13 protein-coding genes and 1 pseudogene are annotated in these 24,137 nt (G+C 73.0%); 10 read left to right on the top strand and 4 right to left on the bottom strand.

Annotated elements, in window-relative coordinates; genetic code table 11:
* Nucleotides 1–148 precede the first annotated feature (148 nt).
* From ACH4SP_RS39060 to moeZ, 5 genes and pseudogenes are all read left to right on the top strand, one after another.
* A pseudogene (locus ACH4SP_RS39060) lies at nucleotides 149–1,927 on the top strand (DUF3492 domain-containing protein); the annotation flags it as partial.
* A gap of 302 nt (nucleotides 1,928–2,229) precedes the next feature.
* Nucleotides 2,230–3,423 (top strand): hypothetical protein, encoded by a 1,194-nt coding sequence (locus ACH4SP_RS39055; protein WP_398422621.1) that lies wholly within the window; start codon nucleotides 2,230–2,232, stop codon nucleotides 3,421–3,423.
* 248 nt (nucleotides 3,424–3,671) lie between these two features.
* On the top strand, nucleotides 3,672–4,676 hold the full coding sequence (locus ACH4SP_RS39050; RefSeq protein ID WP_362418610.1) for an NAD-dependent epimerase/dehydratase family protein: 1,005 nt from the start codon (nucleotides 3,672–3,674) through the stop codon (nucleotides 4,674–4,676).
* On the top strand, nucleotides 4,664–5,500 hold the full coding sequence (locus ACH4SP_RS39045) for a spherulation-specific family 4 protein (RefSeq protein WP_398422619.1): 837 nt from the start codon (nucleotides 4,664–4,666) through the stop codon (nucleotides 5,498–5,500). The genes ACH4SP_RS39050 and ACH4SP_RS39045 overlap by 13 nt, the downstream gene beginning before the upstream one ends.
* A gap of 63 nt (nucleotides 5,501–5,563) precedes the next feature.
* Nucleotides 5,564–6,742, top strand: a complete 1,179-nt coding sequence (gene moeZ, locus ACH4SP_RS39040; protein WP_398422617.1) for an adenylyltransferase/sulfurtransferase MoeZ — start codon at nucleotides 5,564–5,566, stop codon at nucleotides 6,740–6,742.
* A gap of 58 nt (nucleotides 6,743–6,800) precedes the next feature.
* Here moeZ and ACH4SP_RS39035 read toward each other — a convergent pair whose 3' ends face one another.
* The 3 genes from ACH4SP_RS39035 to ACH4SP_RS39025 form a co-directional block, all read right to left on the bottom strand.
* Nucleotides 6,801–8,435 carry an alpha/beta hydrolase gene (locus ACH4SP_RS39035; RefSeq protein WP_398422615.1) on the bottom strand — a complete coding sequence of 545 codons (1,635 nt, stop codon included), beginning with the start codon at nucleotides 8,433–8,435 and terminating at the stop codon, nucleotides 6,801–6,803.
* A gap of 143 nt (nucleotides 8,436–8,578) precedes the next feature.
* Nucleotides 8,579–10,147 (bottom strand): alpha/beta hydrolase, encoded by a 1,569-nt coding sequence (locus tag ACH4SP_RS39030; RefSeq protein WP_398422613.1) that lies wholly within the window; start codon nucleotides 10,145–10,147, stop codon nucleotides 8,579–8,581.
* A gap of 158 nt (nucleotides 10,148–10,305) precedes the next feature.
* Entirely contained in the window at nucleotides 10,306–13,095 is a 2,790-nt protein-coding gene (locus tag ACH4SP_RS39025) for a lysylphosphatidylglycerol synthase domain-containing protein (protein ID WP_398422611.1), read from the bottom strand.
* Between the two features lie 158 nt (nucleotides 13,096–13,253).
* Between ACH4SP_RS39025 and ACH4SP_RS39020 the strand changes: the two genes are divergently transcribed.
* The 5 genes from ACH4SP_RS39020 to nudC all read left to right on the top strand — a co-directional run bounded on the left by ACH4SP_RS39020 (nucleotide 13,254) and on the right by nudC (nucleotide 23,754).
* Nucleotides 13,254–13,640 (top strand): MGMT family protein, encoded by a 387-nt coding sequence (locus tag ACH4SP_RS39020; protein WP_398422608.1) that lies wholly within the window; start codon nucleotides 13,254–13,256, stop codon nucleotides 13,638–13,640.
* A 475-nt stretch (nucleotides 13,641–14,115) separates the two neighbouring features.
* Nucleotides 14,116–17,487: an ATP-dependent helicase gene (locus ACH4SP_RS39015; RefSeq protein WP_398422839.1), complete on the top strand. Its 3,372-nt coding sequence runs from the start codon at nucleotides 14,116–14,118 to the stop codon at nucleotides 17,485–17,487.
* Nucleotides 17,488–17,587: 100 nt separating this feature from the next.
* Nucleotides 17,588–21,232, top strand: coding sequence for a UvrD-helicase domain-containing protein (locus ACH4SP_RS39010; RefSeq protein ID WP_398422606.1), 3,645 nt, complete (start codon nucleotides 17,588–17,590; stop codon nucleotides 21,230–21,232).
* Between the two features lie 10 nt (nucleotides 21,233–21,242).
* Nucleotides 21,243–22,640 (top strand): dipeptidase, encoded by a 1,398-nt coding sequence (locus tag ACH4SP_RS39005; protein WP_398422604.1) that lies wholly within the window; start codon nucleotides 21,243–21,245, stop codon nucleotides 22,638–22,640.
* A 181-nt stretch (nucleotides 22,641–22,821) separates the two neighbouring features.
* Nucleotides 22,822–23,754: an NAD(+) diphosphatase gene (gene nudC, locus ACH4SP_RS39000; protein ID WP_398422837.1), complete on the top strand. Its 933-nt coding sequence runs from the start codon at nucleotides 22,822–22,824 to the stop codon at nucleotides 23,752–23,754.
* A 124-nt stretch (nucleotides 23,755–23,878) separates the two neighbouring features.
* Here nudC and ACH4SP_RS38995 read toward each other — a convergent pair whose 3' ends face one another.
* Entirely contained in the window at nucleotides 23,879–24,136 is a 258-nt protein-coding gene (locus ACH4SP_RS38995; protein WP_398422602.1) for a glutaredoxin domain-containing protein, read from the bottom strand.
* Between the last annotated feature and the right edge of the window lies 1 nt (nucleotide 24,137).

The raw sequence follows: 24,137 nt of genomic DNA, 5'->3' as shown, positions 1-24,137 counted from the left end.
CGCGCGTGAAAGTTACGACTGTTCACCCCTTCCGGTGGTGCGATGGACAACCGTCCGTCGCGCCACCGGCATGTCCGCATACGGTCGGTCCCGCTGCGAGTCGCCGGACCAACGGCGGCTGCCCACAAGGGAGATCGGGGGTGTACACGTGCGGATCGGACTGCTTACCGAGGGTGGCTACCCGTATGCGACCGGTGAATCCAGGTTCTGGTGCGACCGGCTTGTGCGCGGGCTCGCGCGGCACGAGTTCGACATCTACGCCCTGAGCCGCAGCGCGGACCAGGAGGAACAGGGCTGGCTCGAACTGCCGCCGCAGGTCCACCGGGTCAGGACGGCCCCCCTGTGGGCCTCGGAGACGGACTTCAAGACCTCGCACGGACGTCTCGGCGGACGCTCGTACGGCCGGCGCGAACGGCGGCGCTTCGACACGCACTTCGGGGAGCTGGTCTCGGCGGTCTGCGCGGGGGAGACCGCCGGTGCGCCTCCGGCGGCGGAGCGTTTCTGCACAGGGCTCTACGGACTGGCCGAACTCGCCCGCGAGAAGGGCGGACTGCACACCGCCCTGCGCTCCGAACGCGCCGTGCGCGCGCTGGAGAGCGCCTGTCGTGCGCCGGGTGCGCCCCGTGTCGTGCAGACCGCGAAGGTCTCCGACTACCTGGTCTTCGCCGACCTCCTGGAGCGCGCCCTGCGCCCGCTCTCGCTCGACTGGTACGGCGCGGGGGAGGGCGGCCTCGGCGCCGTCGACCTGTGCCATGCCACGTCGGGCGGTGCGGCGGCGCTGCCGGGGCTGCTGGCCAAGCGCTTCTTCGGCGTACCGCTGCTGGTCACCGAGTACGGCGTACAGCTGCGGGCGCACTACCTGGCCGCCCAGGAAGCCGAGTTGAGCGCCTCCGTACGGACCCTCCTCGCCGCCTTCCAGGGGTTCCTCGCCGCCGAGGTGTACGCACAGGCGGCCGTGATCACCCCCGGCAACGCGCACGCGCGGCGCTGGCAGGAGCGCTGCGGCGCCGACCGGGCCAAGCAGCGCACCGTGTACCCGGGGATGGAGTCGGAGCGGTTCGCTGCGGTCGGGGAGGCCGGTGAGACCGGCTCGTGCGGCGCGGGCACGGACGGCACCCTGGTGTGGGTGGGGCGGATCGAACCCACCAAGGACCTCGTCGGCCTGCTGCACGCCTTCGCGGCGGTGCGCAGGGCCGAGCCCGACACCCGGCTCAGGATCATCGCGCCGCCCGTCACGGACGAGTCCTCCCGCGCGTACCTCGCGCACTGCCGGGCGCTGGCCGCCCAGCTCTTCCCCGACGAGGCCGCCGACGCCTATGCGGTGGGCGAGAGCCCCGTCCTCTTTGAGGAGATCGGCGGCCCCGAGGCCCCGGAGCTGGCCGACGCCTATGCGGCCGGGTCGGTGGTGGTGCTGTCGAGCGTGGTCGAGGGCTTCCCGCTCAGCCTCGTCGAGGCCATGTTCTGCGGCCGGGCGACGGTCTCCACGGACGTCGGTGCCGTCGTCGAAGTCATCGGCGGTACGGGCCTGGTGGTGCCGCCGCGCAACCCGCGCGCCCTCGCCGATGCCTGCCTGGCCCTGCTCCGGGATCCGGAGCGGAGGGTGCGCCTGGGCGCGGCGGGGCGTGCGCGGGCGCTCGAACTCTTCACCGTCGAGCAGAACCTCGCGGCATTTCGCGGCATTTACCTGGAGATGGTGTCGCACTGCCCGGTGCGGCGCGAGGCGCTGGACACGGACCCGCTGCCGTTCGAATTCCCGGCGGAGGCGTATGTGCCGGGGGCTTGGACGGGGGTGGGAGCGGGCTCGGGTTCGGGCTCTGGTTCGGGCCCGGGTTCTGGTTCTGGTTCTGGGGTGGAAGCGACTCCTGTGGACGAGGTTCCCGCTGTTCCGGTCGTCCCCGTTGTTCCGGCCGTACCGGCAGCTCCGGCCGTACCGGTTGTTCCGGCCGCCGTCGGCCGGGTGCCGAGTTGGGCCCCGTACGAGAACGGCGGACGCGGGGCGGGGGCCAGGGCCGGGACCGGGCGCCACGGTTCCGCCGATTCGCAGGGCACGGTCGCCGTCCTCGTCGAGTACGAGCCCGACCACCTGCTCGCGGACCAGGTGACCGACCTGGGCGAGCGCATGAGCGGCCTGGAGTGGCGGGTCTCCGACCTGGAGGCCCGTATGCCCGCCCACATCACCTCGTACGACCCCTCCGCCGACGACACCGACGCCCTACGGGAGGCACGCCCATGACCACGCAGACGGCAGACCCGACGGGCATGGCGGAGACCCCGGCCCACGGCACGGACACGGCCGGAGTGCGGGCCGTGCGGCCGGCGCCGTCCTCGGTCCCCGTGTCGTACAGCGGCAGCCGCAGGGCCGGCACCGCCCGCCGCGGGCCCGCCGACCCCGTCAAGGCCCTCATGCACCGCCACCGCGAACTGTGCGAACGGGCCGTCGACCCCCTGGAGATCGCCGCCGGACTCGAAGCGCACGGCGTCACCGACCGCACCGCCGCCCGCTTCCGGCACCGGGACGTCTTCTCCCTCGCCGAGGAGCTCTACGCGCGCGTGCCGCGCGCCGACGAGGACGACGCGCCGGCGCACGCCCCGGAACCCCGGGCGCACGACGCCTCGTTGCCGACCGCCTGGGCGGCGTACGCGCTCCTGCCGGGCGCCCTGTGCGCCCTCACCCTGCTCGGCGCCGAGCGCATGACGGGCGGGGCCCGCGCCGTGGCCGTCGTCGCCGGTGCGCTCGCCACCCTCGCCGCCGTCGCCCTGTGCCTGCGCCGAGGACCGCTGCGCGCCGACGGGTACGCCCCGTGGACGCGCACCGGCTGGCTGCTGCTGTACGCGGCCCTCGGCGACGGCGTGCTGATGCGGCTGCTCGGCGAAGGGCCCCTGTGGGCGCCGTCCCCGGCCACCCTCGTCGGGCTCGCCGCGGCTCTCGCGCCCGCCGCCTGGTGCGCGCGGCTGCTGACCGTGCAGGCGCACCGCAGGCTGCGCGTGAGCCGTGGCACGGAGGACTTCGGGGCGGCCGTACGGCCCTTGCTGTTCGGCGTGTTCGGGCTGTACGCCATCGCCCTGACGATGCTCCTGTACGGGGCCGCGCGGCTCGGATTCGGCGGCACGTTCGCCGTGTCCGCACTCGCGGTCGGAGCACTGCTCTTCCTGGCCAGACTGCTTGCCGTGCACGGCCTGCCGGCAGCGGGGGCAGCGGGGCTCACCGCCGCCTGTGCCGCCGAAGTCACCGTGCTGGCCGTCCTGCTGGCGGCGCGGCTGCCGGGCTGCGACGCCCTGGCCGAGCCCGTCAGCGCCGCCGTCCGCGAGTGGGGAGCCGGAGCCGTACCCGCCCTCGCCTGCGGGGCCGCGGCCCTCGGCCTCCTCGCACACGCGGCAGTCGCACTGTCGCGGGCCTCCGCACACGCGGGACGGCGCGACTGACCACTCGGCGCACCCGCGCCAGGGACACTCCCGCATCCCCTCTCCCGCACATACCAGGACCTGTTCGTTTGTCCTGACAAAGACCACCGCCCCCGGCAGTCGCGAAGCCGACGTCGCGGCAGCCGCAGCAGTACCCCTGCCACACCGGCAGGGCCCGTACAACACCCACAAGGAGACCGTCACATGAACCCCCCACCCCCTCTCTCCGTGCAGCCCGTGCGCGCCCGTCGGCACCGGGGGGACGCACGATGAGGGTTCTGCTGCTCGGCGCCAACGGATACCTCGGCCGCTTCGTCGCGGACCGCCTCCTCGCCGACCCCGCCGTCCAGCTCACCGCCCTCGGACGGGGCGACGACGCCGACGTACGGTTCGACCTCGCGACCGGCAGTCCGGGAGCCCTGACCCGCTTCCTGGACGCCGTCCACCCCGGCGTCGTCGTCAACTGCGCCGGGGCCACCCGGGGCGGCGCCCGCGACCTCACCCGGCACAACACCGTCGCCGTCGCCACCGTCTGCGAGGCCCTGCGCCGCAGCGGCTGCGGCGCCCGCCTCGTCCAGCTCGGCTGTGCCGCCGAGTACGGGCCCTCGCAGCCGGGATCGTCCACCGCCGAGGACGCGGTGCCGCGCCCCGGCGGCCCGTACGGCGTCAGCAAGCTGGCCGCCACGGAGCTCGTCCTGGGGTCAGGACTGGACGCCGTCGTGCTGCGGGTGTTCTCGCCGGTCGGGCCCGGCACCCCCGCCGGATCCCCGCTCGGCCGCCTCGCCGAGGCGATGCGCCGCGCCATGCAGTCGGGCGACGGCGAACTCAAGCTCAGCGGCCTCGGCGTACAGCGCGACTTCGTCGACGTACGGGACGTGGCGCGCGCCGTCCACGCCGCCTCGCTGTCCGCGGCCCAGGGCGTCGTCAACATCGGCACCGGGCGCGCGGTGCGGCTGCGCGACGCCGCCGCCGTCCTCGCCCGGGTCGCAGGCTACGGCGGCGCCCTGCACGAACTGGACGCCCCCAGCGGCTACTCCAGCTCCGCCGCCGCCAGCGCAGCCGTCCGCAACGGCGGCGTACCGACCATCGGCGCCCCCCGTTCCGAGTCACTCGTCGAGCACCTCGGAGCAGCCCCGTACCCCTATCCGGACGGCTGCGGCAGCTGGCAGCAGGCCGACGTGCGCACCGCGCGCGACCGGCTCGGCTGGCGGCCCCGGATCAACCTGGAGGAATCCCTCGCGGACATCTGGATGGAGGCGGCGTGCCGCATCTGACCACCTCCGGCACGCTCCGCCCCGCCATAGGGGCCGACCGGCTCGGGATCGGCGTCCCGGGGTACGCGCACCCGCTCCTCGCCCCCGTCGAGTGGGCCGAGCTGCTGCGCTTCTCCCGGCTGTACGCGGCAGGCCCCGGGCACGTCGCCCCGCTGCACTGGACCGTGCTCAACGTCGCCGAAGGGCCGGGCGCCCGCCCCGACCCGCACTGCCTCGACGCCGTGGGAAGGCTGCGCAACGCGGGGCTCAGGGTGCTCGGGCACCTCGACATGACGTACGGGGCCCGGGCGTTCGGCGAGCTGGTGTCGGACGCGCAGCACTTCCTGGACTGGTACCGGGTCGACGGCTTCTACCTGGACCGCTGCCCCGCCGAACGGGAGGAACTGCCCGCCACCCGGCGGCTCACCGACACCCTGCGGTCGATGCTCGACGGGGCGGGCGTCCCGGACGCCGCCGGTGAGGACGCGCCCGGCGGCGCCCGGCTGGTCCTCGGGCACGGCACCCATCCGTACGCCGGATACGCCGAGACCGCCGACCAGTTGGTGACCTTCTCCGGGCCGTGGACGGACTACCGCTGGTCGCAGGCGGCCCAATGGACGGCCTCCTACCCGGCGTCCCGGTTCTGCCACCTGGTGCACGGGGTGCCGCGCACGCATCTTGAGGAGGCGCTGCGCATCGCGCGCTGGCAGGGCGCCGGGACGATCTGGTTCACGGACCGGACGGACCGGGACAGGGCGGGTGACCAGGTGGGCAGCCCCTGGGAGGCGCTGCCCGGGTACTGGGACGAAATCGTCTCGCGCATCGGACCGGGTGTCTCGGAATGAGGAGGGGCGTGGCAGTGTTACGCGGAGAACAACCGTATTGATTTACCGACCACCGGAGTTCCCGTGTCGCTGCCACCCCTGGTTGAGCCAGCTGCTGAGCTCACCGTCGACGAGGTCCGTCGGTACTCCCGCCACCTGATCATCCCGGACGTCGGGATGGACGGGCAGAAGCGCCTGAAGAACGCCAAGGTGCTTGCCGTGGGTGCCGGCGGCCTCGGGTCACCCGCTCTGATGTACCTCGCCGCCGCAGGCGTCGGCACGCTCGGCATCGTCGAATTCGACGAGGTCGACGAATCGAATCTGCAGCGCCAGATCATCCACAGCCAGGCCGACATCGGCCGCTCGAAGGCCGAGTCCGCGAAGGACTCGGTCCTCGGCATCAACCCGTACGTGAACGTCGTACTGCACGAAGAGCGGCTCGAAGCCGAGAACGTGATGGAGATCTTCTCCCAGTACGACCTCATCGTCGACGGCACGGACAACTTCGCGACGCGCTACCTCGTCAACGACGCGTGCGTCCTGCTCAACAAGCCGTACGTATGGGGCTCGATCTACCGCTTCGACGGCCAGGCCTCGGTCTTCTGGTCCGAGCACGGCCCCTGCTACCGCTGCCTCTACCCGGAGCCCCCGCCGCCCGGCATGGTCCCCAGCTGCGCCGAGGGCGGCGTGCTGGGCGTGCTCTGCGCGTCCATCGGCTCCATCCAGGTCACCGAGGCCATCAAGGTCCTGACCGGCGTGGGCGACTCGCTGGTCGGCCGCCTGATGATCTACGACGCCCTGGAGATGCAGTACCGCCAGGTCAAGGTCCGCAAGGACCCCGACTGCGCGGTCTGCGGCGAGAACCCGACCGTCACCGAGCTCATCGACTACGAGGCCTTCTGCGGCGTCGTGTCCGAGGAGGCCCAGGAGGCGGCGGCCGGCTCCACGATCACTCCCAAGCAGCTCAAGGAGTGGATCGACGCCGACGAGAAGATCGAGATCATCGACGTCCGCGAGCCGAACGAGTACGAGATCGTCTCGATCCCCGGCGCGAAGCTGATCCCCAAGGGCGAGTTCCTCATGGGCACCGCCCTGGAGGGCCTGCCGCAGGACAAGAAGATCGTCCTGCACTGCAAGACGGGTGTCCGCAGTGCGGAAGTCCTCGCCGTCCTCAAGTCGGCGGGCTTCTCGGACGCGGTGCACGTCGGCGGCGGCGTGATCGGCTGGGTCCACCAGATCGAGCCGGAGAAGCCGGTCTACTAAAGACCCGCAGCGGTACGCCGAGGGGCCGGGAAGCCATGGGGCTGCCCGGCCCCTTCGGCTATGAGCACACGGTGCCCGCCGCCGGTGTCTTCCCGTCCAGGAGGTACGCGTCCACGGTCCGTACGACGCAGGCGTTGCCGGTCGGGTACGCCCCGTGGCCCTCGCCCTTGTAGGTGATGTGCACGCCGACGCCCTTGCCGAGCTCCTCCGCCATCCGCAGCGAGCCCTCGAACGGTGTCGCTGGATCGCCCGTACCGCCCACGACCAGGATCGGCGCCGCGCCGGGAGCCGACACCTCCGGCGTCTCGTGCGCCCCCGGCACCGGCCAGGACGCGCACCAGCCCGCCAGGTCCCAGGCCAGATAGGGGCCGAACGCGGGGGAGACCTTGCGGAAGTCCGCCAGGTGGGTGGCCCGGACCTCCGCGGCACTCACCCGGCCCTTGGAGTCGGCGCAGGAGATGGCGCGCTGCGAGTGGTGCGCGGTGCTGTAGTGGCCCTGCCCGTCACGGTCGTTGTACGAGTCGGCCAGGCGCAGCAGCGGTTTCCCGTCGCCGCTCTCGGCGGCGGCCAGCGCCCGGGTCAGGGCAGGCCAGCCGTCCCGGCTGTAGAGCGGGGCGATGATGCCGGTGAGGGCCAGGCTCTGGGTGAGCCTGCGCCCCGGACCCGCCGGGAGCGGTTCCCGGTCGAGCCGGTCGAGCAGCCGGACCACCCGTGCGGTGCCCGCCTCGGGCGTCGTACCGGTGGAGCGGGAGTAGCTGTCGAAGGCCCGCTGGAATCCGAGGGCCTGGTTGCGGGAGTGCCCCACGGTGCCGGCGGAGGGGTCGACGACCGCGTCCAGGACCAGCCGTCCCACGTGCTTCGGGAACAAGTGGGCGTACGCACCGCCCAGTTCGGTGCCGTACGAGAAGCCGAAGTAGTGCAGCTTGCGGTCGCCCAGGACCTGCCGCAGGACGTCGAGGTCGCGGGCGGCTTCGGTGGTGCCGACATGCGGGAGGAGCTTGCCGGAGCGCTGGGCGCAGCCGGCGCCGAACGCCTTCGCGTCGTCGAAGTACGCCTTCTCCTCGGCGGGGGTGTCCGGTGTGGAGTCCAGGGCGAGCGAGGCCTCCGTCGCCGCGTCGTCACGACAGACGATCTCGGAGCTTTCCGCCACCCCGCGCGGGTCGAAGCCCACCAGGTCGTACCGCCCGCGCAGGGAGCCGAACAGCTCGCCCATGGCGGGCAGCGCCGCCACCCCGGAGCCGCCGGGACCGCCGAAGTTGAACAGGAGCGAGCCGATCCGCTTGTCCCCGCCGCCTGTTGCGCGGGCCCGGATCAGGGCGATCCCGAGGGTCTCGTCCGACTGCTTGTCGTAGTCCAGGGGGACCTTGGCCGTGGCGCACTGCCACTCGCCGCCCGGCGGCAGGGCCTCACTGCCGCGCGCCTTCCGCGGCGCCTCGCAGTCCTTCCAGGCGAGCTTCTGCCCGGTGAGCGCGGCGGGCACGGTCGACTGCGGATCGGTCGACTGAGGATCGGGGGACTGCGGATCGGGGGACGGTGGCTGCGGGGGAGCGGGCTGCCCGCCTCCGTCGCTCCTGTCCGGCCGGGGTGTCCCCGTGACGGTGGCCGTACTGCATCCGGTGGCGGCGACGGCGGTCAGAACCACCGTCGCCACCACGGCACTTGCCCGTCCCCGCCAGGCGCTGAGCGGCTTCATGGATGGCCCCCGTCGTGCTTGTCCCCACACCTGCTCCGAGTTCGAAAGCAAGTACCCATATCCTAGGGGCGACCACTGACAGTGACGGAAAATCCGTGCGGGCCGGGGAAGTGGGCCGAGGAACCGGGTCCGGGGAAGCGGCCCTACTCGCAGACCGTCCCGGCTGCCGGAACCTTGCCCTCCAGCAGGTAGTCGTCCACGCTCGTCTTCACGCACGCGTTTCCGCTGTTGTACGCACCGTGGCCCTCGCCCTTGTACGTCAGCTCGATGCCGACGCCCTTGCCCAGCTTCTCGGCCATCTTCCGGGCGCCCTCGTAAGGAGTCGCCGGGTCACCGGTGTTGCCGATGACGACGATCGGGGCCGCGCCGGGGGCGCTCACGTCCGGGGTCTCCCACTGTCCCGGCACCGGCCACGAGGAACAGCCGGACAGGCCCCAGGCGAGGAAGTCGCCGAAGACGGGGGACGCCGCCCGGAACTCCGGCACCTTCGACTTGGCGTACGCCAGGTCGTAACGCTCCTTGGAATCCACGCAGTTGATGGCGGCGTTGGCGGCCCCGATGTTGCTGTAGGTGCCGTCCTGGTTGCGGCCGTTCATGGAGTCGGCGAGGACGAGGAGCAGTGCGCCGTTGCCGCCGTCCGCCTCGTCGAGACCCTGCTCCAGGTACGGCCAGAAGTCCTTCGAGTACAGCGTCTGGACGATGCCGTTGGTGGCCTGGCTCTGCGTCAGCTGCCGTCCGGCCGTGCCCGGGACCGGCTTCTTGTCGAGTCGGTTCAGGAGCGCGACGATGCCGTCCTCGATCTCCTTGGGGGTGCTGCCCTCCAGCTTGCAGCCGTCGCCACGGGCCACGCAGTCCTTGGCGAAGTTGTTCAGCGCGAGCTGGAAGCCCTTGGCCTGGCCCAGCGAACTCTGCTCGGTCTTCTGGGTGGGGTCCACGACCGCGTCGAAGACGGCCCGGCCGACCTTCTTCGGGAAGAGGTGGGCGTAGACGCCGCCGAGTTCGGTGCCGTACGAGATGCCGAAGTAGTACAGCTTGTTGTCGCCGAGGACCTGGCGCATCAGATCGAGGTCCTTGGCGGCGTTGGTGGTGCCGACGTACGGCAGCTCGGCGCCCGAGTTCTTCTCACAGGCGTCGGCGTACGCCTTGACGCCGTCGGCGTAGGCCTTCTCCTCGGCGGCGTCGTCGGGAGTCGCGTCCTCCGCGTAGTACGCGTCGAGCGCCTGGTCGTCCTGGCACTTCACGGGGGCGCTGCGGCCCACCCCGCGCGGATCGAAGCTCACCAGGTCGTACCGGGAGCGGAGCTTGGCGTAGTCCTTGCCCGCGCTGGGGAGGGTGGTCACCCCGGAGCCGCCGGGTCCGCCGAAGTTGAAGATCAGCGAGCCGATGCGCTTCTCCTTGTCGGCGGCCTCGGCCCGGATCAGGGCCAGTTCGATGCGGTCGCCGTCCGGCTTCGCGTAGTCGCGCGGCACCTGCATGGTGGCGCACTTCCATTCGGCGCCGCCCGGCAGCGGCGACGGTTTCGTGCCCTCGCCCTGTGCGGGGGTGGGGGCCGGGCACTCCTCCCACTTCAGTTCCTGAGCGGCGAGGTCCTGCTTCTTGGCGCCCTCGCCCGCCCCCTTGCTCTTGCTGCCGTCGCTGCATCCGGCGAGGGACAGCAGTACGACGACGGAGGCGGCCAGTGCGGGAGCGCGCAGCGCGGAAGGGGTAGGCATGCCCTCCATCGTGCGCCGGGGTGGGCCGGACCGCGCGCGCCGGGGTCCAAGCGGGTGCCCCGGCCGCCTCTTTGAGGCGGTTGCGGCACCCCTTTGCCCACTCCTTTGCCGCACCCTTCTGCAGCTCTGCAGCTCTGCAGCTCTGCAGCTCTGCAGCTCTACAGCGCGCCCTTGCGCGTCAGCGAGTTGAAGCACAGCCAGCCGGGCAGCACCGGCAGCCAGAACGTCAGCAGGCGGTACAGCATCACCGCGGGAGTCGCGATGGCCGTCGGCAGCCCGGCGATCGTCAGCGAACCGATCAGCGCGAACTCGACCGCACCCACACCACCGGGCGTCGGCACCGCCGAACCCGCCGCATTGGCCGTCAGGAACACCACCGCGACCGTGGCGTAGCTCAGGTGGTCGGTGTCGCTCTCCCCGAAGGCGCGGATCGACGCGTCCAGGCACATCACGAACACCACCGTCAGCAGCACCATGCCGCCGATGCCCGTGACGAGCTTCTTCGGCCGCTGGAGCACGTCCAGCATGCGCGGGACCACACCGGCGAACAGCGAACGTACGCGCGTGACGACGAACTTCCGCAGGAACGGCACCGCCGTCACGATCATCGCCAGCACCGCCGCAGTCAGCAGGCCCGCGATCACCGTCCGGGACGGGTTCTCCCAGGAGGTCTGCTCGGTCCCGGTCACGTAACCGAAGATCATCAGCAGTGCGATGTGGCTGCCCAGGCCGAACAGCTGGGACGCGCCCACACTCGCCACGGCGAGCCCGGGCCGTACGCCCGACCGCTGGAGGAAGCGGGTGTTGAGCGCCACACCGCCGATCGCGGCCGGCGCCACCAGCTTCACGAACGAGCCGGCCACCTGTGCCTTGACGGTCTGCCAGAAGGACACCTTCTCCGGGACGAAGCCCAGCAGGCTCATCGCCGCCGCCACATAGCTGAGCGCGGAGAACAGCACCGCCACCGCGACCCAGCCCCACTTCATCCGGGCGAACGCGTCGGTGAGCGGGTTCTCCAGGAGGGTCGAGATCAGGAAGTACGCGGCGAAGGCACCCGCCAGCAGACTGATCAGGGTGCGCGGCTTGATGCGCTCCAGCCGGACCGCCTCGACCGGCGCCTGCGGGCGGATCAGCAGCACCTGGTGGCGGATCTGCGTCAGCAGGTCCTCCTCCCTGGCACCCTCCACGGCCTCGTCGATGGCCTCCTTCTCGGCCTTCTTCTCCGCCCGTACGGCCTTGCGCCCGCCGGGGGCGGCGGCCTCCTCGTTCTTCTGGCGGGCCCGTGCCTCCTTGGCGAGCTGGGAGGCTTCGAGGACCGCCTCGCGCTCCCGGTGCGACCGCTCACGGCCCAGCCGGCGCAGCGTCGCGCGCGTGGAGCGGCTCAGCGCGATCGGCTGCAGCAGCGGAAGGCTGTCGGCGACCGTGTCCGGGCCCAGCACGTCCACGGCGGCGGCGACGGCCCGCTCGGCGCCCGCACGCAGCCCCAGGGTGGTCAGCAGCTGTGCCACGTCCATCCGCAGCACGACGTCGCCCGCGGCGATCTCGCCGCCCCGCAGATCGGTCAGGATCACCGTGCCGGAACGATCCACCAGAATCGCGTCGCCGGCCAGCCTGCGGTGGGCGATACGGCGCGACTGGAGCGCCTTCACCTGGCGCCAGGCGTCCCGCAGCAGCTCGTCGGTGATCGCCTCGTCGGGCAGCGAGTCCAGGGTCCGGCCGCCCAGGTGCTCGTACACGAGCATCACCGCGTCGGGGCCGAGCTCGGAGGTCGCGATGAGCTTCGGGGCGTTCGCACCGGCCGCGATGGCCGCGTACGCGAGGAGCGCCTCCTGCTCAAGAGCCTGCCGCAGCGACTGGATGGACCTCCGCTGGGTGATGCCGCGCAGGGTGAGGCGGCGCCACACCCGGTAGAAGAATCCGTGCGCCTGCTGCTCACGGTCGACGACCGTGATGTCGAGGGGCGGGCCGTCCTCAAGGGTGACGATGTAGCGCCGCCCCCGGTCGCCCTGGTCGGCCACGTCGAGGGCCTCCTCGGCGCGCATCGCCGTCACCGGGCGGAAGCCCACGTGCCGCAGCCCTGCGAGCAGCGTCTGCCCGGTGGGACGCACATTGGGCGAGCCCACCGCATAGAGGGTGCCGTACGCCACTGTCCAGCCGATCAGCACGGTGACGACGATCGACAGGGGCGTGGTCTGACCGCCCACCAGCACCGCGAACGCGTTGAGCAGCAGCACCGCCCACAGCGCCACCCGCCAGCGCGGTCTGCGCGCCATCCCGACCGCCGTCATGTAGGCGATCACGGGGGCGAGGTAGCCGTGCACCGGGTCGGTGAGCTCGCCCGTGCCGCCGTGGGCGACCCGGGTGAGCGCCTCGCGGAGCGCCTCGGGGGCGGGCCCGGAGACCCACAGGTCGGTGGCGAGGGCGACGCCGTGCGCGAGCACCGCCGCCAGCACACCGTCGGCGATCCGCAGCCCGTCACGTTTGATCAGTCGCTCGATGGCGAAGCCGACCGGCAGGATCAGTACGGCGATGCTGGAGATGAGACCCGCCAGCTGCACGAAGACGACCGGAGTCTGCTTGGTGCCCTCCAGGATGTCCTTCTCCAGGCCGGACGCCGTGCCGTGCGCGAACGCCGCCAGGGCGATCACGCAGACGATGCCGAGCAGGCCCGACAGCAGGCGGACGAGGTCGGCGGGGCGGTGCACCCGGGCGGCGAGCAGCGGCTCGTCGCCGGAGACCCGTTCCACGTGCCCCTCGTCCGTCAGGTCGGAGGCGCCGCCCCTGGCCGTGACGAACGGCTCCGGAGCGTTGGCGTCACCGGTGTCCGTGCCGAGGGCGCGGGCTTCGGGGGCGCCCGTTTCCGGGGTGCCCGCGGGGTCCGTTTCCGGGCGTGGGACGGCGTCAGGAGCGCCTGCCGCCGATTGAGGCTGCACGTCCTGCTCCTTCATCGTCGTCTCTTCTTGGTCTCGGCTCACCAGTCACCGCCCGGATGATGGTGGCATGACCAGCTGGTGCGGCGGGGCGTCAGGGTGCCGCACACGCTGTCGCCCCGGGCCCCGCGTCCGTCCGTGCGGGCCCCGCCGCACTGTCGGTGGCATGGGGCAGGATGGGCCGGATGAGCGACGATCCTGCCGTGAGCGACGAGCTCCCGGAGTACGCGGAACGGGTCCTGACGGTCGCGGAGCAGATCCCGCCCGGCCGGGTGATGACGTACGGGGACGTGGCGGAGTGGCTGGCCGAGGGCGGCCCCCGGCAGGTCGGCCGGGTGATGGCGCTGTACGGGGGCGCGGTGGCCTGGTGGCGTGTCGTCCGTGCGGACGGCCGCCTGCTGCCCGGTCACGAGCTGCGGGCACTGGAGCAGTACCGCGCGGAGGGCACCCCGCTGCGCACTGCCCCGCGCACCGCCGAGGGCCACCTGCCGCGCCTCGACATGGGGCGCGCCCGGTGGGACGGCAGCGAGGACCCCGGGAACGGCCACGGGGGCGGCTCCTGAGGCTCCGGCCGGGGCACGGCGGATCGTACGGCTCACACAGCCCAGCTTCCGCCATCGCGCGCGCCGCGGGGCTGTCCTGGGACCGTACGGAGTACGCGGGGCAGGAGGGGGCGGTGTGCGCCGGGACGGGCGCGGGGGCGGCGGAGCCGCTGCGTCCTGTGTGCTCCCTGGCGTAGCGTCGGGAGCACGCACTACGTCCGTCGCGCACGGCACAGCGGCTCCGTACGGCGCGGCCCTGTGCGGCACGGCTCCGAACAGCACAGTCGTCCCCCCAGCACACTCATTGCCCGCTCGGCACAGTCATCCCCCGCGGCCGCAAGGCAGACCAGCACACCACCCACCAGGACCGGCGATCCACGTGAGCACCTCCATTTCCTCGGACCCCTCGGGCTCCACAGGGACCTCCCGGACACACCGGACGCAGCCTTACCAGCCCTATCGGCAGACGCGGCAGCGGATCCCGGGCACGTACCGTCTGATCCGTACGGAGCCGGACCTGGTGGACCCTCCTTTGCTGGACGCACAGCAGCGCGCGGTGGTTGACCACGGGAAGGGACCCCTGCTCGTCCTCGCAGGGCCCGGCACCGGGAAGACGACGACCCTCGTCGAGGCGGTCGCCTCCCGGGTGGCCGCGGGGACCCGGCCCGAGCGGATCCTTGTCCTGACATTCAGTCGCAAGGCGGCCGTCGAACTGCGCGACCGGATGGCGCTCCGGCTCGGCGCCCGGCAGGCCCCGCAGGCCACCACCTTCCACTCGTTCTGCTACGCCCTGGTCCGCGCCCACCAGGACAGCGACCTGTTCAGCGAGCCGCTGCGGCTGCTGTCGGGCCCGGAGCAGGACGTGGCCGTACGGGAACTGCTCGCCGGCGAGATCGACCTGGAGAAGGCCGGTCTCGCCCACGTCAGCTGGCCCGACGAGCTGCGCGCCTGCCTCACCACCCGCGGCTTCGCCGACGAGGTCCGCGCGGTACTGGCCCGCAGCCGCGAACTGGGGCTCGGCCCCGGCGCCCTGCGGGACTTCGCGCACCGCACCGGCCGCCCCGACTGGCAGGCGGCGGCCACCTTCCTCGCCGAGTACCTCGACGTCCTCGACATGCAGGGCGTCCTCGACTACGCCGAGCTGGTGCACCGCGCGGTGCTGCTCGCCGAGCGCGAGTCGGCGACCGGACGGCTTGCGTCCGCCTACGACGCCGTGTTCGTCGACGAGTACCAGGACACCGACCCCGCGCAGGTGCGGCTGCTGCACGCGCTGGCCGGGCAGGGGCGCACCCTGGTGGCCTTCGGCGACCCCGACCAGTCGATCTACGCCTTCCGGGGCGCCGACGTCGGCGGCATCCTCGACTTCCCCCAGACCTTCCGCACCCCGGACGGCAGCCCGGCCCGCGTCGAGGTCCTCACCACCTCGCGCCGGTCCGGCGCCGGCCTGCTCGCCGCGACCCGGCTGCTCACCCGGCGGATGCCGCTGGGCCGGCTGCCGGCCGCCGCCGTACAGGCCCACCGGGACCTCGCCCCGGTCCGTGAGGGCGGCACGGTCGAGGTCTTCACGTATCCGACGGCGGGCACCGAACTGGACAACGTCGCGGACATCCTGCGTCGCGCACATCTTGAGGACGGCGTGCCGTGGAGCGAGATGGCCGTCCTCGTCCGCGCGGGCGGCCGGACGATCCCGTCGGTACGGCGCGCGCTCACCTCGGCCGGGGTGCCCCTGGAGATCGACGGCGACGACCTTCCGCTGCGGCACGAACCCGCGGTCACCCCTCTGCTGACGGCGCTCCGGGCGGTGGCACAGGCGGCGCTGGAGCAGGCGCCGAGGACACCGTTCACGGCGGAACCCGTCGACAGCGCGCCTCGTACCGACGGCGCACCTCTTGAGGCCGACGGCGCACCTCTTGAGGCCGCACCGGACGGCCCCCGGGAGAGAGCCGACTCGCCGGAGGGCGACGGCGACGGCTCCGTGCGCGCACCCGGCTGGCTCGGCACCGAGACCGCCGTCGAGCTCCTCGCCTCCCCCCTCGGCGGCATGGACGCCGCCGACCTGCGCCGCCTCGGCCGTGCCCTGCGCGACGAGGAGCGTGCCGCCGGAAACAAGGTGCCGCCGCCCTCCGACGTACTCCTCGCCCGTGCCCTCGCCGAGCCCGAGCGCCTCGTCGCGCACGACCCCGCGTACGCGCGCGGGGCGCAGCGCCTCGGCGCCCTGCTGCGCAAGGCCCGCGAACTCCTCGAAGGCGGCGGCACCGCCGAGGAGGCCCTGTGGGAACTGTGGGCGGGCAGCACCACCTGGACGCGCCGGCTGGAGCGGGCAGCCCTGCGCGGCGGCCCGGCCGGGCGCAACGCGGACCGCGACCTGGACGCCATATGCGCCCTGTTCGACACGGCGGCCCGGGCCGAGGAGCGCTCCGGAGGGCGCGGCGCCCTCAACTTCCTGGAGGAGCTGGACGCCCAGGACATCGCCGCCGACACCCTCAGCAGGCGCACCGTGAGGACCGAAGCGGTACGGCTGATGACCGCCCACCGCGCCAAGGGCCTGGAGTGGCCGCTGGTCGTCGTCACCGGGGTGCAGGAAGGGCTGTGGCCCGACCTGCGTCGCCGCGGCTCCCTCCTGGAGGCCGACCGGATCGGTCACGACGGCCTCGCCGAACCCCTCACCCCCGGCGCCCTCCTCGCCGAGGAGCGCCGCCTCTTCTACGTCGCCGCCACGCGCGCACGCACCCGCCTCGTGGTCACCGCGGTGAAGGCCCCCGCCGACGACGGCGACCAGCCCTCCCGCTTCCTCACCGAACTCGGCGTGGAACCCCGCGACGTCACGGGGCGTCCCCGCCGTCCCCTCGCCGTCTCCGCGCTCGTCGCCGAACTGCGCGCCACCACCGTTGATCCGGACGCGTCCGACGCACTGCGCGACGCCGCCGCCCGCAGGCTCGCCCGGCTCGCCGCGCTCAGCGACGAGGACGGCCAGCCGATGGTGCCCGCCGCCCACCCGGACCGCTGGTGGGGCCTGTACGAACCGACGCACAGCGCGGTGCCGCTGCGCGACCGGGACCAGCCCGTCGCCCTGTCCGGCAGCGCCCTCGACCAGCTCGCCAACACCTGCTCCCTGCAGTGGTTCCTGGGCCGCGAGGTCAAGGCCGACGCCCCCGCCACCGCGGCCCAGGGCTTCGGCAACGTCGTCCACGTGCTCGCCGACGAGGTCGCCTCCGGCCGTACGCCCGCCGACCTGGGCGTCCTCATGGAGCGGCTCGACTCCGTGTGGGACGCGCTCGCCTTCGACGCGCCCTGGAAGTCCCGGCAGGAGAAGGAGCACGCGCGCGTGGCGCTGGAGCGCTTCCTCGCATGGCACGTCATGGACCGCGGCGGGCGCACCGCCGTCGCCACCGAGCACGGCTTCGACGTGACGCTGGAGGCGGGCGGCGAGTACGAGGTGCGCATCCGCGGCTCCATGGACCGCGTCGAGACGGACGCCCAGGGCCGGGCGTACGTCGTGGACTTCAAGACCGGCAAGTCCGCCCCGACCCGCGACGAGGTCGCCCACCACCCGCAGCTCGCGGTCTACCAGCTGGCCGTCCGCGAGGGTGCCGTCGACGACGTCTTCGGCGGCCGGCGGCCCGAACCCGGCGGAGCCGAACTCGTCCAGCTGCGGCAGGGCGCCGCCAAGAAGGACGGCGGCGAGGACCTCCCGAAGATCCAGGCGCAGCAGCCCCTCGCGGGGGAGTGGGTCGGCGACCTGCTGGCCACGGCGGCCGGCCGGGTCCTGGACGAGAGGTTCGCGCCGAGCACCGGCCAGCAGTGCACACACTGCGCGTTCCGGGCGTCGTGCAGCGCCCGGCCGGAGGGTCGGCACATCGTGGAATGACCCCCGCCGGTCGCTCGAACAACTGCTGAAAGGCCAGTGAAGTGCCTGGTGGGAGGCGGTGCGGCGGGCTTTGTCAGTGGGGGCGGATAGCCTTTTCGAGGTGACCACCAGAATCACCGACCCCGAGCAGCTCAAGCAGCTCCTCGGCATCCCGTTCACCCCGGAGCAGCTGGCGTGCATCACGGCACCCACCGCCCCGCAGGTCATCGTGGCCGGGGCTGGGTCGGGCAAGACGACGGTGATGGCCGCCCGAGTGGTGTGGCTGGTGGGGACCGGCCAGGTCGCCCCCGAGCAGGTCCTCGGCCTCACCTTCACCAACAAGGCGGCCGGCGAGCTCGCCGAGCGCGTCCGCAAGGCCCTGATCGGCGCGGGGATCACCGACCCCGACGCCATCGACTCCGACAACCCTCCCGGCGAACCCCGCATCTCCACCTACCACGCCTTCGCCGGGCAGCTCCTCACCGACCACGGCCTGCGCATCGGCCTCGAACCGTCCGCCCGCCTCCTCGCCGACGCCACCCGCTTCCAGCTCGCCGCCCGCGTCCTGCGCGAGGCTCCCGGCCCGTACCCGGCCCTCACCAGGTCCTTCGCCAGCCTGGTCAGCGACGTCCTCGCGCTGGACGCGGAGCTCGCCGAGCACCTCGTCACGCCGCAGACCCTCCGGACGTACGACACGGAGCTGCTGCGCACCCTGGAAGGCGTCAAGCTCTCCAACACCGACCTGCGCAAGGTCCCCGAGGCCGCCGAAGCCCGCAGGGAACTCCTCGAACTGACCGTCCGTTACCGGGAGCAGAAGAGCAGCCGGGACCTCCTCGACTTCGGCGACCAGATCGCGCTCTCCGCACGGCTCGCCGCCCTGCCCGAGGTGAGCGCGGCGCTGCGCGGCGAGTTCCGGGTGGTCCTGCTCGACGAGTACCAGGACACCTCGGTGGCCCAACGACTGCTGCTCTCGGGGCTGTTCGGCGGTGGCACCGGGCATCCGGTGACCGCGGTCGGCGACCCCTGCCAGGCGATCTACGGCTGGCGCGGCGCCTCCGTCGCCAACCTCGACGACTTCCCCGAGCACTTCGCGCACGACGACGGCCGCCCCGCCGACCGCTACTCGCTCAGCGAGAACCGCCGCAGCGGCGGCCGTCTGCTCGACCTCGCCAACGGGCTGGCCACCCCACTGCGCGCCATGCACCGCGGCGTCGAGGCCCTGCGCCCCGCCCCCGGCGCGGAGCGCGACGGCATCGTCCGCTGCGCCCTGCTCCGTACGCACGAGGAGGAGATCGACTGGATCGCCGACTCCCTCGCCCACCTGGTGCGCACGGGCAAGGAACCCCAGGACATCGCCGTCCTGTGCCGTACGGCGGGCGACTTCCCCGCGATCCAGGCGGCCCTGGTCGCCCGCGACGTCCCCGTCGAGGTCGTTGGCCTGTCCGGGCTGCTGCACCTGCCCGAGGTCGCCGACCTCGTCGCGGTCTGCGAAGTCCTCCAGGACCCGGGAGCCAACGCCTCCCTCGTGCGGCTGCTCACCGGCCCCCGCTGGCGCATCGGCCCCCGCGACCTGGCACTGCTCGGCCGTCGCGCGCGGCTGCTCGTGCACCGGGGGAGCGGCGCCGACGACGACCCCGACCGCAGGCTGGCGGAGGCCGTCGAGGGGGTCGATCCGTCCGAGGTGATATCGCTGGCCGACGCCCTCGACACCTTCCTGGAGTCGGCGGGGGAAGCGGACGACGGGCTGCCGTTCTCGGCGGACGCCCGGGTGCGGTTCGCCCACCTCGCTCTCGAACTGCGCGACCTGCGCCGCTCCCTCGCCGACCCCCTCATGGACGTCCTGCACCGCGTCCTGCACACCACGGGTCTCGAAGTCGAGCTCTCCGCCTCCCCCCAGGCGCTGGCCGCCCGCCGCCGCGAGACCCTCAACAACTTCCTCGACACGGCGGCCGGTTTCGCCTCCCTGGACGGTGAGGCGACCCTGCTCGCCTTCCTCGGCTTCCTGCACACGGCCGCGCAGTACGAGAAAGGCATGGACAACGCACTGCCCGGCGGCGAGAACACGGTGAAGGTCCTCACCGCGCACAAGTCCAAGGGCCTGGAGTGGGACGTGGTCGCCGCCCCCGGCCTGGTCAAGGGCACCTTCCCCAGCGAGCAGACCCGCGACTCCTGGACCTCCCAGGCCAAGGTCCTCCCGCACGCCCTGCGCGGCGACGCACAGACGCTCCCCGACGTGGCGGAGTGGGACGCCAAGGGCATGAAGGTCTTCAAGGACCTGATGAAGGACCACCAGCACACCGAGGAACTCCGCCTCGGATACGTCACCTTCACCCGCCCCCGCAGCCTGCTGCTCGGCTCAGGCCACTGGTGGGGCCCCTCCCAGAAGAAGCCGCGCGGCCCCTCCGGCTTCCTCACCGCGCTGTACGAGCACTGCGCGGCGGGCTTCGGCGAGATCGAGGTGTGGGCGGACCGTCCGGCGGAGGACGAGGAGAACCCCGCCCTCCAGGATCCGGCCACCGACCGCGCCTGGCCGCTGCCGCTCGACGACGAGGCCCTGACCCGCCGCCGCCACGCGGCCGGCACGGTCCGCGCCCACCTGGACGCCCTCCGGGACACCCCGCAGCCCCCGCCGTCGCCGGAACCGACGGCCTGGGACGACTGGATTCCGGCGGAGGCACCGGAGGATCCGGCGGAGTGGGAGGTTCCGGAGGAGGAGGCCGACCCCTCCGCCGACTGGGACGCATGGTCGACGCGGCGCCCGGACCCCGGCGTTCCGCAGCACGAGTCCCCCGACACCGCCGTCCTGGCCGGCGAAGCCGTACCGGCCCGCCCGCACCCGGAGAATCCAGCCTCTCCGGCGCTTGAGGAGCGGGGGGCCGGAGGCAGCGCCCCCGGCCCGGACCGAACCCCGGGCACCAGCCCCGCGGCCGGCGGTCTCGGGAAGGGGCGGGGAGGGGAGAGCTCCGCGCAGCGGCCCCCCGCGACGCCCCCGCCCCCGGCACCCACAGCCCCCACCCCCCTGTCTCCGGAGGAGTCCCGCGCCGTCGACTCCTGGGACCGCGACCTCGACGCCCTCGCCGACGAGCTGAGGCGCTCCCGCGCCACCACCCGCGACGTCCCCGTCCCGCCCGCCCTCTCCGCCACCCAGCTCATGCGCCTCGCCGCCGACCCCGACGGCTTCGCCCAGGAGCTGGCCCGCCCCATGCCCCGACCGCCGCAGCCCGCCGCCCGGCGCGGCACCCGGTTCCACGCCTGGGTGGAGTCCCGCTTCGAGGAGCTCCCCCTCCCGATGCTCGGCCCCGACGAGCTGCCCGGCGGCGACGAGGACGACGCCGAGATCGCCGACGAGCGAGATCTGGCCGCCCTCAAAGAGGCCTTCGAGCGCACCGCGTACGCCCGCCGCACCCCGTACCGCACCGAGACCCCGTTCCACCTCACCCTCGCGGGCCGCGTGGTCCGCGGCCGTATCGACGCCGTCTACCGCGACGAGGCCACCGGGGCGTACGAGATCGTCGACTGGAAGACCAGCCGCACCCGCGCCGCCGACCCCCTCCAGCTCGCCATCTACCGACTGGCCTGGGCCGAGCTGCACGGGCTGCGTCCCGATGAGGTTCTGGCCACATTCCTGTACGTACGAAGCGGCGAGACCGTCCGCCCGACCCGCCTCCCGGGCCGCCCGGAGCTGGAACGCATCCTCTCCGGCGAACCCCCGGCCGACAGTCCCACGACCTGGGCGCCGGACGCCGCACCTCCACCGGAGAGTTAGGCTCAAGGTCATGAGCGACACCCCGGACAGCGCCGTCCGTACGTACATCGAAGAGCACCGCACCGCCTTCCTCGCCGACCTGGCCGAGTGGCTGCGCATCCCCTCCGTCTCGGCCCAGCCCGAGCACGCCGAGGACGTACGGCGCAGTGCCGAATGGCTGGCCGCCAAGCTCGGGGAGACCGGCTTCCCGGTCGCCGAGATCTGGCCCACCGACGGCGCCCCCGCGGTCTTCGCCGAGTGGCCCTCCGGCGACCCGGACGCCCCCACGGTCCTGGTCTACGGACACCACGACGTGCAGCCCGCCGCCCGCGAGGACGGCTGGCACACGGAGCCCTTCGAGCCGACGACGATCGACGGCCGGATGTACGGACGGGGCGCCGCCGACGACAAGGGGCAGGTGTTCTTCCACACGCTCGGCGTGCGCGCACACCTCGCCGCCACCGGCCGCACCGCCCCCGCCGTCAACCTCAAGCTGCTGATCGAGGGCGAGGAGGAGTCCGGCTCGCCGCACTTCCGCGCCCTCATCGAGGCCCGTCGCGAGCGCCTCGCAGTCGACACGGTGATCGTCTCCGACACCGGCATGTGGTCCGAGGACACCCCGACCGTCTGCACCGGCATGCGCGGCGTCGCGGACTGCGAGATCACCTTCCGCGGCCCGGACCAGGACATCCACTCCGGCTCGTTCGGCGGCGCCGTCCCCAACCCGGCCACCGTCGCCGCCCGCGTGGTCGCAGCCCTGCACGACGAGGACGGCCATGTCACCGTCCCCGGCTTCTACGACGGCATCGTCCCCCTCACCGACCAGGAGCGCGCCCTCTTCGCCGAGCTCCCCTTCGACGAGGCGAAGTGGCTGCGCACCGCCAAGTCGTACGCCACCCACGGCGAAGCCGGGTACACCACGCTGGAGCGCGTCTGGGCCCGCCCGACCGCCGAGGTCAACGGCATCGGCGGCGGCTACCAGGGCCCCGGCGGCAAGACCATCGTCCCCGCGTCCGCCGAGCTGAAGCTGTCGTTCCGCCTCGTCGCCGGCCAGGACCCGGACAAGATCGAGCAGGCCGTGCGGGACTGGATCGCGACCCGCGTCCCCGCCGGAATCCGCTACGACATCACCTTCGGCGCCGCCACGCGCCCCTGCCTGACCCCGCTCGACCACCCCGCCCTGCAGTCCGTCGTACGGGCCATGGGCCGCGCCTTCGAGCAGCCGGTCCGCTTCACGCGCGAGGGCGGATCCGGCCCGGCCGCCGACCTCCAGGACGTCCTCGGCGCACCCGTCCTCTTCCTGGGCATCTCCGTACCGTCCGACGGCTGGCACGCGCCCAACGAGAAGGTCGAACTGGACCTGCTGCTCAAGGGCGTCGAGACCACCGCGTACCTGTGGGGCGACCTCGCCGCGCAGCCCCTTCGCTGACACAACCGCTGAGCAGAACAGAATCCCGATCCACCCGGGGGAGTTGGAAGCACCTGTGAGCACCAGCACCGACAACGACGTCACCACGAGCACGACCGGCACCACGAGCACCACCGGAGCCACGAGCACCACAAGCACGACCGGCGCCACGGGCGCCACCAGCACGGGCGGCCCCGCCGTCATCGCGGCCTCCGACCGCCCCCTCGCCCTCTCCGCCGCCAGCGGCATCGACCGCGCCGCGCACCACCGCATGGACGAGGCCTGGCTGGCCGCCGCCTGGAGCCACCCCTCGACCCGTGTCTTCGTCGTCTCCGGCGGCCAGGCGCTGATCGACGACACCCCCGACGGCCGTACCGAGCTGGTCATGACCCCGGCCTTCGAGGCCCCCGTCACCGAGACCCACCGCTACTTCCTGGGCACCGACGACGACGGCGTCAGCTACTTCGCCCTCCAGAAGGACACCCTCCCGGGCCGCATGGACCAGTCGGCGCGCGCGGCCGGCCTGCGCGAGGCGGGCCTGCTGCTCTCCCCCCGGGACGCGGGCCTGATGGTGCACGCGGTCGCCCTGGAGAACTGGCAGCGCCTGCACCGCTTCTGCTCCCGCTGCGGCGAGCGCACCGTGATCGCCGCAGCCGGACACATCCGCCGCTGCCAGGCCTGCGGCGCCGAGCACTACCCGCGCACCGACCCCGCAGTGATCATGCTGGTCACCGACGACCAGGACCGCGCGCTGCTCGGCCGCCAGGTGCACTGGCCCGAGGGCCGCTTCTCGACCCTCGCGGGCTTCGTCGAGCCGGGCGAGTCCATCGAGCAGTCGGTGGCCCGCGAGGTCTTCGAGGAGGCGGGCGTCGTGGTCGGCGACGTCGAGTACGTCGCCAGCCAGCCGTGGCCGTTCCCCTCCAGCCTGATGCTCGGCTTCATGGCCCGCGCCACCAGCTCCGAGATCAACGTCGACGGCGAGGAGATCGAGGAGGCCCGCTGGTTCTCCCGCGCGGACCTCACCGCCGCCTTCGAGTCCGGCGAGGTGCTCCCGCCGTACGGCATCTCGATCGCGGCCCGCCTGATCGAGCTCTGGTACGGCGAACCCCTGCCGAAGCAGAGCCGCGCGGCCTGACCTTGTCGTGGCTACGAAGAGTCGTGGCTACGAAGAGTCGCAGGTACGGAGAGTCGCAGGTACGAGAAAACCGCCGCCCGCGGTGCACGCCGGGCGGCGGTTCCTTCCTGCGTACAACAGGCGGTCAGACGGTGGCCAGCGCCTGCTTGACCTGTGCCAGAGACGGGTTCGTCATGACCGACTCGGTGCCCGCAGGGGACACCACGAGCAGCGTCGGGACGGTCTGGTTGCCGCCGTTCGCCTTCTCCACGAACGCGGCCGAGTCGGCGTCGTGCTCGATGTTGACCTCGTTGTACGCGATGCCTTCGCGGTCCATCTGGCCCTTGAGCCGGCGGCAGTAGCCGCACCACGTGGTGCTGTACATCGTCACGGTGCCCGACATG

The organism is Streptomyces sp. NPDC021093, assembly GCF_044333135.1.
Classification (GTDB): Bacteria; Actinomycetota; Actinomycetes; order Streptomycetales; family Streptomycetaceae; genus Streptomyces.
This window is presented reverse-complemented; position numbering and strand designations above follow the sequence as displayed.